The 12,540-nt window shown below is 60.0% G+C and carries 10 protein-coding genes; 2 read left to right on the top strand and 8 right to left on the bottom strand.

Features of this window, described 5'->3' with window-relative positions; translation table 11 throughout:
* Positions 1-89 precede the first annotated feature (89 nt).
* Together BRAO375_RS34540 and BRAO375_RS34545 are read right to left on the bottom strand one after the other, a co-directional pair.
* A complete protein-coding gene (locus BRAO375_RS34540) occupies positions 90-1,046 on the bottom strand; it encodes an ArdC family protein (RefSeq protein WP_009032063.1) in 957 nt (318 codons plus the stop codon).
* Between the two features lie 375 nt (positions 1,047-1,421).
* Positions 1,422-2,774, bottom strand: a complete 1,353-nt coding sequence (locus BRAO375_RS34545) for a DUF5623 domain-containing protein (protein ID WP_139031539.1) — start codon at positions 2,772-2,774, stop codon at positions 1,422-1,424.
* Between the two features lie 715 nt (positions 2,775-3,489).
* Between BRAO375_RS34545 and BRAO375_RS34550 the strand changes: the two genes are divergently transcribed.
* Complete coding sequence (locus BRAO375_RS34550) at positions 3,490-3,804, top strand: hypothetical protein (RefSeq protein ID WP_035643620.1); 315 nt, start codon at positions 3,490-3,492, stop codon at positions 3,802-3,804.
* A 383-nt stretch (positions 3,805-4,187) separates the two neighbouring features.
* Here the strand turns inward: BRAO375_RS34550 and BRAO375_RS34555 are convergent, their stop codons facing one another.
* The 5 genes from BRAO375_RS34555 to BRAO375_RS34570 form a co-directional block, all read right to left on the bottom strand.
* Positions 4,188-6,140 (bottom strand): DUF3732 domain-containing protein, encoded by a 1,953-nt coding sequence (locus BRAO375_RS34555; protein ID WP_009032068.1) that lies wholly within the window; start codon positions 6,138-6,140, stop codon positions 4,188-4,190.
* Positions 6,137-6,625 (bottom strand): three component ABC system middle component, encoded by a 489-nt coding sequence (locus tag BRAO375_RS34560; RefSeq protein WP_035643623.1) that lies wholly within the window; start codon positions 6,623-6,625, stop codon positions 6,137-6,139. Before BRAO375_RS34560 ends, BRAO375_RS34555 begins: the two co-directional genes overlap by 4 nt.
* Positions 6,622-7,818 carry an ABC-three component system protein gene (locus BRAO375_RS34565; protein ID WP_009032070.1) on the bottom strand — a complete coding sequence of 399 codons (1,197 nt, stop codon included), beginning with the start codon at positions 7,816-7,818 and terminating at the stop codon, positions 6,622-6,624. The genes BRAO375_RS34560 and BRAO375_RS34565 overlap by 4 nt, the downstream gene beginning before the upstream one ends.
* Before the next feature lie 88 nt (positions 7,819-7,906).
* The gene (locus BRAO375_RS39100) at positions 7,907-8,173 is read right to left on the bottom strand and encodes a phage integrase central domain-containing protein (protein ID WP_502689002.1); all 267 of its coding nucleotides are present in this window, start codon (positions 8,171-8,173) and stop codon (positions 7,907-7,909) included.
* Positions 8,174-8,852: 679 nt separating this feature from the next.
* The gene (locus BRAO375_RS34570; RefSeq protein WP_009032072.1) at positions 8,853-10,184 is read right to left on the bottom strand and encodes a tyrosine-type recombinase/integrase; all 1,332 of its coding nucleotides are present in this window, start codon (positions 10,182-10,184) and stop codon (positions 8,853-8,855) included.
* Positions 10,185-10,666: 482 nt separating this feature from the next.
* Here BRAO375_RS34570 and BRAO375_RS34575 point away from each other — a divergent pair, with 482 nt between their 5' ends.
* Positions 10,667-11,218, top strand: coding sequence for a hypothetical protein (locus BRAO375_RS34575; protein WP_009032074.1), 552 nt, complete (start codon positions 10,667-10,669; stop codon positions 11,216-11,218).
* 78 nt (positions 11,219-11,296) lie between these two features.
* Here the strand turns inward: BRAO375_RS34575 and BRAO375_RS34580 are convergent, their stop codons facing one another.
* Positions 11,297-12,202: an MBL fold metallo-hydrolase gene (locus BRAO375_RS34580; RefSeq protein ID WP_009032075.1), complete on the bottom strand. Its 906-nt coding sequence runs from the start codon at positions 12,200-12,202 to the stop codon at positions 11,297-11,299.
* Positions 12,203-12,540 lie beyond the last annotated feature (338 nt).

Here is a 12,540-nt window from a genome sequence, read left to right on the forward strand (position 1 = left end):
GCCTAAGAACCTCTCTCTCAGGCCTTCACCCCGTCGCAGAGCACCTCTTGCCCTCTTGCTCTCCTCTACTCGGCCCCGGACCGCCGCACTCAGGCAGCGGCGCAACCCGCTCCAATCGTCTCGACCCGCGTAGCCGCGTCCGATGCAAAGCCGAGCAGATAGTCCGCCACACGGCTTGCCTGGCTCGCCGCACGGACGATGGCGCGATTGTCCTCGCGCAGGACATCAAGCCAGGCGCCGATATAGTCCGCATGGCGCACGGTCGGCACGATGCCGAGAGCGGCGCAACTGAAGGCCGACGCGATCTCCGCGATCAACTCCTCGAAGGCGTATTTGCTGCTGCCGAACCGGCCTGAGAGATCGCGGTTCAGCCGCGACGAATGCCCACTCGCATGGGCGAGTTCATGCAGGGCCGTGCGGTGCCAATTGATCGGCTCGAAGAACGCAGCAGGCGGCGGCACCTGCACGAAATCCTCCGCGGGAGCATAGAACGCCCGGTGGCCGCCAATCCGAAAGTCGACGCCACTGTTCGCGATCAGCGCCTGAACCACGGGCTCGATTGCGTTAGACGGCGGAGGCGGTGCTGCGGTCGCAACGTCCTCCGTCAGGTCGTGGCATTGATCAGTGTTGAAGACCGTAAACCGCTTCAGGAACGGGATGGCCTGTACCTCGTCGCCCGTCTCGCGAGCGCGCTGCCGCTTGTCTGAAGGGATGAAGCGGTCAGCATAGACGACCGTAGTCCCGCGCTCGCCCTTCCGAACATGGCCGCCTAGAGACAGCGCCTGCCGGAACGTCAGCCAGTTCTGTCCGCCAAACCCGCGCTCGATAACGGCTCCCCAGAGGATCAGAACGTTGATCCCGGAGTACGGCCGTCCGGATGTGGCATTCCGCGGCAATGCGAGCTGCGCTTTCGCCGCCCGCGTGCCCCATGGCTGTACCCAAGGCACGCGCCCGGCCTCCAACTCGCCGATGATCTTGGTCGTGATCTCCTCATAGAGGCTCGCCCGGCCCCCACCGGCACGCGCTCCAACTCTCCGTCCGTGCATCGCGGATCTCCGCGACGGGCGCGGCGGAACTCTCTCGCCGCTTCCAACCCGTCACGGCCAACCCAGCCTGCACTCTTCCTCTTCGTTTACTTGCGGACAAACGTATTGCATGTGGCTAAACCAACGCGCCTCATTCGAGGCTTTAGAGATGGATGCAATAGAATCAACAGATTGCAGCTACAGCGATGGAGTCTTCGGCCAATGCTGAGAACACCTTCTTGGGCGCGGGCCGACCAGATCGGCCCGTACCATCTTGATTGTTTTGCGTTGCGACGGACGTCTGCGCGGTGAGGACCCGACTGGCTTTCGACCAGTCGGGCTAGTCCAGTTGGGTTGCTTCCAGCACGTACGTTGCTGCTCCGGCCGCCACCTCAGCTACATCGGGGGTGGCACAGACTGCTGAGGCTTAGGTTTGTCACCGGCAGCAGGAGCTACCTTCCACGTTAGAAGCGATGCGATAGCCTGATCCGCCTTTTTCAGGAGTTTGCGTAACTGCGGGCACTCCGGATAATGCCGAGCAAGAGTCGCTTTGATCTCGCCAAGGCTCGCAATATGCCGCTGCCAACTGCCTGGCACTGCAGCGAGCGGATCGCTCTCCGGGAGCTCCTGATAATAAAGATTGAAGAACACATCATCGGAAAGCTCGTCGCGGCCGTACTCACGCCCGGCCTTACTATCGAGCTCGACACGCATCGCCTCGATCCTGCGGTGAACGCCTGCGCGGCCTCTCGTTCCGATCAGCACGGACTTCAGCAGCCTTCCAACCGCCTTATGTTGTTCAATCGGCATTCGGGCATTCGGCCAGCGCCGCGCCTCCGATAGAAGGCTATTGTCTTCAGTAGAATCGATTGGTCGCGCCCGGTTACCGACGGTCTTGGCCTTGCGAGCCTTTGCTGCGATCTCCGCCATGCGGCCCGGACTGACGAACGCGGGCGCCGTCGGCCTTGACTCTCCCTGCCAGCCAGAAATCACGATCGGAGGGGGCGCATCTGCCAATCGCGAGATCAGCGGCTCTAGCGAGTATCCCTTCGACAGGTCAGCCAAAAGAAAGAGCGAGGTGCCATCGTCAGGCCGATACATGCCCTTCCATGGTGCCTTGACAACACCCCAGCCATACCGGGCCGCCCATTTGTGCTGCTCTGGCGTCACACCACCACGCGAGTACGGCTCGCTGGTACGGATGAAGCCTTTCGAGACCGGATCATACCAGCCAGCATCATGGTCAGACCCAGGCATCCGATTTTGGAAGGATCCCTTGGGGAAGGAGCGATTTGCACCGGAAGGAACAAGTCCCGTTGCTTCCATAAACTGGATCTTCCTTGCAATCTTGCAGGCGGTTTCACGCGCATCCGCCTGCGACGGTTCGGTGTAGAGATCCGCAAGATGATCCGGACCTTCGCGCCGCATCGCGGCCAGCCCGTTCTTGTATTGCGCGGGCTTCACCAGCGCATCGAGCGGCTTTCCAAGCCGCATCTTAAGAATCTCGCAGCCCATGGAACTGGTCGCTCGATCCCGCCAGAGGACGGAGATGTAGAGATCGAATCCGCGCTGGGTATTAGCGCGCTTTTCACCAAACGCTCGCTGGGCATGCCTGTAGTTTTCGAATCCGGCAGCCATCGAGGCCTTATCCAAGGCAATAGTATGCGAAACGCACTCCGATTTCTTGAGGCGCTTGGCAAGTTGCTTGATGCCAGAGATTGAGGATGGACGAACATGATCGTTCGACATGTCAGGTCTCCCGGCTCTTAACGAAGCGTCGCCCGTCAACCGCCTCTCGAGCCCGACAAGACATGACGGGAGCGATCGATAAGGACAGCGCCTCAACGGCTTCGCTATGACGGGCGGCAGGCTCCTGCCGGGAGCCGAATCGAGCATGCCACAACTCTGACCTTCATGGGAAGGCCGCGACTTCGAAGCGGGTGCAGAACTCACAGCTTTCAATGGTTCCTTCACGACAAAAAGTCCGCGCGCAGAACGGGACGGGCTTTGCGAGCGCGATCAGTGCGGTGCGAGAAAGAGCAGCACAGGCTGGAGTGCGCGGCCGGGCGATGCTAACGCTCGCATATATGGGCTACGTGCCGACAGGCCCGCGGACGCTTGTCACGATGATCCGTGAAATTTCCGTCGACGTGCTTCACCGTCGCCGGCCATTGCAGCCACCACATTAGCATCTCCTCGACGTTGCGAGGTGGAGCCCCCCCGAAGCCAAAGCGTCTGCCTGACTTCTGCTCCGCGCTCATCAGACGCGGAATGGCTTTCTTCAGCAATTGCACCGATAGGCTCACGGCACACCAAGCATCGCGATCGGCGACCGGACCCTTGCGAAGCCACGTCCCAGGCGCATCCTTTAGCGTCAAAATCTCTGAGTTAAGTCGATTTTTACTTTGTCCGCCTATTTTGACCATGCCGACATCCGGCAGAATCAGCATTTTTGAGGCGACTGATGACTGAGACCGCGGAAAATGTTGCAAATTTGGACATTCACGAACCGACATTCCTTGGCTCGCCAGGAATTACGGGGGCGGATTTGCGAGCATGGCGGAAGCGGTTCGGCATGACACAGGACATGCTGAGGATCGCGCTGCAAGTTGGATCACGTCAGACGATCATTTCTTGGGAGAAGTCCACCAAGCTGCTTCCGCGCTATGTTCACCTTGCTCTGATTGGGCTGGAGCATGCAGATGGGCATCAGTTCATGACCGGCTATCGCTTCTCCGCGTCTGAGGCCAGGAAAGCACGGAAGCGGGCGACGTACTGAAATGAAAACGCTCGGCTGGGCAGCAATCGTATATGCAGTGCATGACGCCTACACGTTTGGGGCCCTTGTGCTGTTGATTGCTGGCGAACTTGCCGTCGCCCAGCTTGCGAAGCGAAGGCCTTCTACGCGGCGTTAGCTTGGCTTTCGGCTCCAGCCTTCATCTTGCGATCTTTCATCGTATCGGCTGCTACGACGAGCTAAGGCCAGACTTAAAATCACCTCCTGAGATGGCCTGCCAAGCCGCAATAGACAGCCTCTGCAGGAGCGATACGGTCCAAAGACTCGCGAAGACTTGAGTAAGAGCGAGAGTGAAGTGTACATTCTGTACTACAAGGGTTGGGGGCGCCTGTGGACTCCGCTGGTGGCGCTAAGCTGGCGCGAGGCTATTCCGTCTCTTGCCGCTGGTCCGGCCAATCATCCGGAACCAGCGCTGGCGGTTTGGTCCAGGAAGGTTCTACTAGCGCGCTTTGGAACCAATCATCTCGCAGGTTGGCGTGCTCAGTGACGATGATCTGGAAACCAGGCGCATCCTTTTCGGCAAAGCGCAAAAGGACTTCGAACAGCCGCCGCACCGCCTCCAAATCCGCATCCATTTCGGTTCTTTCAATCGATCCGGCCGCTTCGGCATAGACCGCTTCAGAAGGGAAATAGACCTGTGTGGGCTGATCGATCATCAAGAAGCGCGGCATCGGCTCACCATTGTTCGTTGCGAACCGGTGTAAAGCAAGCAGAGCCGAAAGGTGATAGGCGAGGTGGTTCTCTCCGCCGCCCGTCCGGTTCATATAGATTGGGCGATTTGGCCGATCTATCACAACGGTGAGATTGTGAAGATCCAGCCGGGCTGGAAACTGACTGAACTCGCCGCCCAAGTCCGCAATATAGCCCGACATATGCATTGAGATGTTGTTCAACGTAGAGGCCAAACGCGCGCCGGAATCGTCCGCGCCGATTTTTCGCTCCAGGTCATCCGCCTTGGCCTTGAGCCGCCGCTCCTCCGCTTGCAGGCGATTCAATTCGTTGTTGGGCACAAGATTTTCAAGGAAGAGGCTGATACGTCCCACAACACGCGAGGCTGCATTGTTCCGATTGCCCATCTGAGCGATTACCTCGCTCGCCGCGATCGCTCCGGATAGCTCTACCTCTTTATTTCGAATCTGGTCGCCGATGAGCTGTAAGTCCCGGCGCTGCTCATCTAGATAAGTATCGAGCGCCGGACGCTCACCGACCACCGCTGTCATCTCGCGATCGAGCGATTCAAGCTCAGCAAGCAGAATGCCGGCAATCGAACTCTTTAGGGCGAGATTCGCCTCGGCGAAGGGCCACTGCCATTCGCCGGTTGCCTTGTTCACCGGAAGTGCCTTGATCGAGGTGAGACGGTCGCGCTGCTCGCCTGCCTCGGTCTGGTATCCATCCGCCCGCTTCGCATATTGCTGCGCCGCTTCAATCCCCCTTTGAACCTCGCGACGCCGCTCTCGGAGCACTACGAGCTCATTCTCGATTCCCGTGACCCGTTGTCCGTCGTCCTCGGGCACAGGGGTGGGTTTCCATGTGAGCGCGGGTCGCAGCCGTTCGACGACGGATTCCTGGTCAGCGCTTTCGGAAGGAAGGATGCCAACAGCGCGCGCCTCGGACAGCAGACCCACTGCGCGATCTTCCGAGTTATCAATGGCATCCCTGGCCTGATCGAGAAGTTTGGAGATCAACCGCAACTCGCGCTGTGTGACGCGAAGGCGGGATTCCAATTCAAACCTCTCTCTCGATGATACTCCCAGGAGGATTGGCAGGGTGTCTCTAATGGATTGGGGCTGAAAAGGTTCGTTCTGACGATAGAATAGCTGATCCTTGTTTGCGACGATCGTTTGCTTCTGAAATAGGTAATAGTGCGTATGCTTGATGTTCGCGTCATAGCTTTCACGGCTGCTGTCCAGTGGCACGTCGGTCGTGTTTTCTGGTATACCCAAGAGCTGTGAGAGAAGCCTCTCGACCCCGTTATCGTCGTCGTTCACCGTCAACTCCTGGACGCCGGGCGCCTCAATCTTCGCACCTCGACGCACCATTGCCGTGCTGCAACTAGCGCGCCCTGCGTCCGGCGATGGCTTGGCGATCAGGACCTGCTCGCCTGCGAATTGATAGATAACAGCGAACCACGCCACGCGATCACGGATTATTCCTTCGGGCACGTTGAACGTCGACCGACCCATGCAGTATTCGATGATGTCGGACAGAGCCGATTTCCCGGTGGATGATCGGCCGGTGATCACATTGAGGCCACCGTGGAACGGCAGGTCGCGCCTGCGACCGTCATAGCTGTAGATGTGGATCGACTTGATCTTCATGGTCTGACGCCCAAGGTCGTATAGATGGTGCTGCGATCTCCGACGCGCGCGAATTCCTTTCCAAGGAAGCGAGCGACCCGCTGGCAAGCCACAGTTTCTGCCGTCCCCGTCAAGGCTTTGCGCACGCCGCCTGAGATGGCTTTCAATCTACCCTTTGGATCAACCTCGAGCGCGCCAAGCTGCATGAGAAAACCCATAGCCTCGAAGGTAAAAGGTAGGACGTCCGTGGCCCGGCGGCCGAAATCGACCAGCAGCTCTGGATGGCTAGACACGACCTTTAAAAGATAGCTGCGGTTACCCTGCAGAAGGATGTTCCGGGACTGCTTATGCAGGCAAAGCGGCAATATCAGAAGTCCTAGCGAAAATGGCATGCCTCTCGCATCCTCCTCCTCATAACCGCAGAATGACCGGAAGAGCACGAGACCGCAGAAGGCGGGATTGAAGAGATTACGAATCTCGATCGGTCTTTGGTCCCAAGGTTTCATGCTGCGACCCCGAGAAGTTCTCCGAGACGTTGGAGGAAGCGGGGATGCCAATAAACCCGGGGGCTGGGTCTGGTGTTGGCGAGGATTTGGAACGCGCCGCGCACGACGTAGGGTTCGGTCACCCGCTCTCGAATGCGCAGCATCGACGTTTCAATTTCTGCCCAACGATACAGTTCTTTGCCGGCAAGAAGGCAGGCCTCATCTTCGCTGGAGTCGTTGAGGCCTTCGAAAACTATCTCTCGATAGCGCGTCCATTCGTCGACGAGCCGGTCCTCGTATTCCTCGATCTCCCTCGAAATCAGGAGGCTTTCTCGAGCCCAGCTGGATCGCTGCTCGAAGGCTCGATAGTAGTCGATAATAGCATTTTGAACGCGAGTCGCCGATAGTTCCAGCGCGCGCAACTGTTCGACGAAGAGGCGGGGATCGTTGGCAACATCAATCTCGCCTTCCGGCAGGCGGTTGCGAAATGTGATTGGGAGGTTATCGGTCCGGTATTCCTCCGCGAGGGCTGATAGCTTGTCGGATACCTCATAGCCGTAGACCGGTTCTTTCCGATGACCAGAGAGGATTTTGATGATCAAATCTGTCCACCACCCCTCGAGCCGTTCAAACAAAGCCCCGCGGGATTCCCGCCTAATCGTACGCAAGTGCCGATCGATCAGCGCTGGGATGTCCGTGATCCGGGGCGCAGCATCGACGATCGTTACGCGAGCATAGAAGTCTCGGAGTTCATTCTCGCTCAACTGCGCTAATTCGGTCCGAATGGTGACGATCAACTCAGACCGGCTTTTCGCGATCGCAGCTTTAGCCGCTTCGGCCCGCACGTCATGATCGACTGCGTCTTGAGCGAATATGCCGAGAAAGGATTCTTCGGAAATGGTCGCTGTCGTGAAAAGAAAAAACTGGGCGTCTGAAGAGACTCGACCATTCTCCAGATAGTGAGTTAGCCAGATCCGGACGGACTTCCAGAAATCGGTTGACAAGTTCGTCAGTTGATCGCCTGTCGCCTTGTGCTTCAGGGATGCCAAAGACTTGACCCCGGCATCGGAGACGAACTCTACATCATCATCTTTTTCGATGAGGACAGAGCCGCTTTCCGGCAGCGCAAGGATCTTCAAGAGAGCAAATCGCGCCTGATAGAGATAGCCCAGGCCCTGTTCTGCAGCAGAGAAACGTGAGCGCGTCGTGTCCATCTACGGATACACCCCCGCACGTATGGACCAGCTATTCTTGGCCTCCATCTCGCCCCCGCACGTGCGCAAGAAACAATGCGTGTGCTGATCATGAATGCAAGCTTGGCGGGAGGCAACCACCCATTCGGTGACTCGGCGAGCCTGTGCTCGCCTTTTGGCTGTCGGCTCTAGCGGTCGTTAGGCGGGGGGTCTGCGGGACGCGACGCGCAGTCTCGACAACATAGCGATCCTGGGCCTGACGCAGAACGGCAATCACGTTCGCCGCATTCATATACCGGATCGGAATAGAGCCGAGAGAAGGGTTCGAATTCCGATTGATTGTCCGGTCTGTACTTAATTTCGCCAGAGCCGGCACCGTCGACTGGCATCAACTTTCCACACCAAAACCGTTTGAAAAACCGTTTTAGTTTTCAAAACTCAAACGGTGATTTTGGCTAAGTGCTTGATTTTAATGGCGCGCCCGGAACGATTCGAACGTCCGACCCTCAGATTCGTAGTCAGCCGGCCCATTGTGTTCCACAGTCTCCTTCCCGAACGCAGTGCTCCACTAACCTTGTGATCCAATCTGCCGCCGGCCTGCTGCGCCGGTTGCTGCAACCATCGGCCCTCTCGATCCATCCTTTTGCACGCCAAGGCCGCCGCCAGCCCTACGCCGAACGCGCGCTTCTGTGCTCTCCACTCCGTTTGCGATCCTATCGGCCGCAACGCAAACGTGGAAACTGGTATGGGCGGCAAAACCGGTAAGACCCCCGTCGAGGCAACTGGATCGACGAGCCCCGATCAAAGCGCGACCGCCGCCAAGCGGCCGCGCAAGAACCGTGGCGTTCCCCCGCCAGCCCGATTCGACATCGACGTCTTACCGGGGAGCTCGAACCTGACCGCGCTCGAGGCGGCGGCGGTCATTCGGCGGACCCCAGGCGCTCTGGAACAGTGGCGGCGCAATCCGGATCATCCTCTCAAATGGCGTTACGTCGACGGCCGCCCGCTTTATCGGGTCGATGCGGTGCGCGAGTATCTATCTGGCCGCACAGAGGCTACACACCCCCAGCCGCAAAATGCTCGCGAAGACGGCCGAGCAGCTCAGCCTTGATGGGATCGAGCGGATTCGTCCTCTGCAGACGCACGACCTTGCCGGCACGCTCCGCGCCCACCAGTTCCGCGATGTAGTCGTGAGCAGCCTCGAACGCCATCTTGCGGATGATCCACTGCTCATCGTGATTGTACACTTGATCGATGCCGCCGGGCTTCTGTCCGACGCAGAGCCGCTGGATCTCGTTGTCGTAGCCGCAACGTGACATGATAGTGCGCAGGCTGCGCCGCAGATCATGCATGGTGAATTTATCCACCTCGGCTTCCTTGATGAGGCGCTTCACCATCTTGGTGAAGCCCGACATCTGGCCGCCCGTCTTCGGCGAGGGAAAGACGTAGTCCGAGGTTGCTCGCTGGAAATGCCTGGCGGCCGCCAGCACGTCGTCGACGAGATGAGTGCGCGGCACGTCGTGGTGCAGACCCATCTTCGTCCACGCGCCATCGAAGGTGATGCGATCCTGCATGACGTGCCGTTTCCACTCGATCATCGTGGGCTCGCTGCGACGCGCGCCTCCGAGAAGGCACATGCGCGTCAGGAGTCCAAAGGTCCCGAGCTTGCCGCATGCTTGCCAGACCTTGACGATCTCGGCATCGGTCAGAGCCCGCCCCTTCATGCGCCGCCCGACCCGCTGCGCCCGCGTCTCCTTCGGCGCGCGATAGCCGGCCAGCACATTGTGCTCGACATACCCTTCGCCGACGCACCATTCGAGGAAGGTGTGCACGTGCTTACGGAAATCCTTCGCGGCCCCACGCTTCCCCGTCTTAGCGATCTTGTCGACAGCCGCCATGATGTTCCGGCGCGTGAGATCCGCGGCGCTGCCCTCGACATGATCCTTGAGCCCACGCCTCAATGCGGACATTGCAGGCCTCCAATTGACGACCTGCCGCCCGGTCAACGATGTCTCGTATGGCCCGTCTTCAACGATCAGGTTTGCCAGAGTGGTCCGCTGCTTCTCAGCCGCCTGCAGCCGCCTCGCCTCTCGCTTATCGTCGTTCGGGTCGAGGCCGCGGATCACTTCGCCCGCGGCGATCGTCGCCGCCTTGCGCGCGGCCTTCTCATTGAACTTGGGCCACGGGCCGAGCGTCTTGCGCTGCGTCCCCCTCTCACCCGGCTTGGTGAAAAGATACACCCAGGTTCGGGCGCCGGTGGCGCGCATACGCAGGGCAAGACCGGGCAGCTTATCGTCGTGGAGATAATGCTGCGCCTTGCCCGGCGGCAACGAGGCGGTGCGAATGAGAGCATCCGTGAGTGTCAGCTGGCTCGCTGCTTTCGCCATCAACCCGGTCCTTTCCATGTCCCGCGTGTGCCCCGCGACGAGGCCGAAACAGCCCGAGAACAAACCGGGTCTGAAACTCTCCCTCTTTTGTGTGCCCCCGGGGAAAATCCGTCGGGGGCACAACAGGGGCACACAAAATGCAGTAAGGCGCGCTATGGCCTGCCGTGGTCAAAACAGACACAAGCCATTGCTATTACGTACATTTTCTAGATTTCGAGTGTGGCGGGATTAGGCTGGCCGTGGTCTAGGGATTGTGGTTCACACGGGAGAGGTCCAAGGTTCGATCCCTTGTGCGCCCACCATCCGGTCCTCAGCTCATCGACATTCACAACCCCTTCCGATCATGCTGTCGGGCGTCATCGCGCTTCAAGCAAGCGAGAGATATCATCCGAGCATGACGCCACTCCGCACAGCTGATCGCCGCGGCGCCGTGACCGACCGATGTCTCGAACTCGTTCGCGACCTGCAGCCGGTGCCTGCCAATGCTGCAAACGATCTTCGATAGGCTCTGCGGCCAAGAGGCGCTCGCGTTCGAGAGCGAGTTCAGCATCGATGAGTCTGTGCGGCGACTGTCGTCCTCCCGGGTCGAGCCCGACCTGCTTGGCCTCGCTCCCCTGGCCGCAATGAAGCTGGTGGCGGTCGTCGGGCGGGTGACGGAGGATCACGTCTCGCTCCGGTGCGAGCGGCTCTTCATCTTCAATGGCTTGAGGTCCGTCTTCGTCGGTCGCTTTCAGACGTTCGACGGTCGCGTCATCCTGATCGGACAATTCGTGGGGGTGGACGGGCATGCTGGCCCGATCGTCGGCGCCGGGCTGGCGATGGGTCTTCTCATGATCGTCGGTCCGCTGCTCGAATTGCTTGGCGGCTCCCATGATCCCATGCTCTGGCTGATGCCTTTGTTGGGCTGGCTTCCGCCGCTGTTCACGATCGGCATTGTCCGGCTTGGGCGCTGGCTCTCGTCCAGCGACGAGAAGCGGATCATCGGTGCGATCAAGCATGCCCTGCTCAAGCCGCAGCGCACGGGCGTTGCCTGATCGAACTGCGCATCAAGACATCGAGCGCGGACTGCTGGCGGCGCGCCCCGTCAGTCCGGCCGTCCTGCAGAGAAGCAGCTACACAATCAATCGATCGAAATCCGAAGCAATGCGGGTGGCCCGAAAAACCGCCTTCGCCTCCGCGAGGATCTCGTCATCTGCATAGCGGCCGGAGATGTGGTTCAGCACGAGCTGGCCGACATTGCTGGACGCCGCCAGCGCTGCAGCCTCTGCCGCCGTCAGGTGACCGTAGTCACGGGCCATGGCGGTGTCGCGCTGGAGAAACGTCGCCTCGATCACCAGCAGATCGGCATCGCGAACATGCTCCTGCAGGCCGGCGGTGGTCTCGGTGTCACCGACAATGACGAGCTTCTTCCCTCCGCGCAGAGGGCCGAGGACGTCGTCGGGCTTGATGATGCGGCCGTCGTCGAGCGTGACGGATTGCCCCTCCGCCAGCGTCTTTCGCAACGGACCATCCGGCACCGCGAGGTCTGCGAGACGCTCCGGCAGCAGATGGCGGCGAGCTGGGCTGACGAATGCGAAGCCGAAGCTGTCGGTGTCGCGATGCCGGACGGGAAAACAGTTGATCGTGAACGCACCGGCGTCGAGGACCTTCCCGCGCGCGAGCGGAACGAGCTGAAGCGGGATCGGCGCGCGGCCCTCGCCCCACAACCCTGCGAGCATGCGAATAACGACATCGAGCGTGCCCGGGCTGCCGTGGACGCTCATGATGTCGGCGCTCCTGCGCAGCCGCAGGGTGGAGAACAGTCCGGGAATGCCGAGGATATGGTCGAAATGGCCGTGGGTCAGTAGGATGCGGTCGAGCCGGCGGAAGCCCGCGCCGCTCGTGAGCAGCTGGCGCTGAATGCCCTCGCCGCAATAGATCAGAATTCGCTGGCCGCCTGCCTGGACCAGCAGCCCCGGATGATTGCGGCCCTGCGACGGAACGCTCGCCGAGGTTCCGAGGAATATCAGCTCGAACATCGGCGCCATGTCACTTCGGCCGGCCGCAGACGCATCAGCGATTCTGCCCCTGACGCCTGCGCCAGCTTTCTCATCTGGATCAATTCGACGCTCCTCTTCTCCACTTGGCAACCTCATCGCCCGGCCTCACGCCACGACGCGACCAGCCTGCCCCAAACCGCTCACTGGGGGTATGGATCCCGGCTCAAGGCCGGGACGACGCCGGAGTTTGGAGCTGACGTACCGGCACGGGGGGACAAACGCCCGGGTCAAACGGACGTTCGTCCCAGGCGACGCATGTTCGAAAGACCGGTCGAGCGCCAGCCGTTCCTGCTGACAGACTTTGGCGCCAAGCTCTG

The sequence above is a fragment of the Bradyrhizobium sp. ORS 375 genome (assembly GCF_000239775.1).
Lineage (GTDB): Bacteria > Pseudomonadota > Alphaproteobacteria > Rhizobiales > Xanthobacteraceae > Bradyrhizobium.

Bases quoted from the DNA above. Each gene is read 5' to 3' on its own strand.
- BRAO375_RS34540 (WP_009032063.1), bottom strand. From the start codon at position 1,046: ATGCACGGACGGAGAGTTGGAGCGCGTGCCGGTGGGGGCCGGGCGAGC.
- BRAO375_RS34545 (WP_139031539.1), bottom strand. From the start codon at position 2,774: ATGTCGAACGATCATGTTCGTCCATCCTCAATCTCTGGCATCAAGCAA.
- BRAO375_RS34550 (WP_035643620.1), top strand. From the start codon at position 3,490: ATGACTGAGACCGCGGAAAATGTTGCAAATTTGGACATTCACGAACCG.
- BRAO375_RS34555 (WP_009032068.1), bottom strand. From the start codon at position 6,140: ATGAAGATCAAGTCGATCCACATCTACAGCTATGACGGTCGCAGGCGC.
- BRAO375_RS34560 (WP_035643623.1), bottom strand. From the start codon at position 6,625: ATGAAACCTTGGGACCAAAGACCGATCGAGATTCGTAATCTCTTCAAT.
- BRAO375_RS34565 (WP_009032070.1), bottom strand. From the start codon at position 7,818: ATGGACACGACGCGCTCACGTTTCTCTGCTGCAGAACAGGGCCTGGGC.
- BRAO375_RS34570 (WP_009032072.1), bottom strand. From the start codon at position 10,184: ATGGCGAAAGCAGCGAGCCAGCTGACACTCACGGATGCTCTCATTCGC.
- BRAO375_RS34575 (WP_009032074.1), top strand. From the start codon at position 10,667: ATGCTGCAAACGATCTTCGATAGGCTCTGCGGCCAAGAGGCGCTCGCG.
- BRAO375_RS34580 (WP_009032075.1), bottom strand. From the start codon at position 12,202: ATGTTCGAGCTGATATTCCTCGGAACCTCGGCGAGCGTTCCGTCGCAG.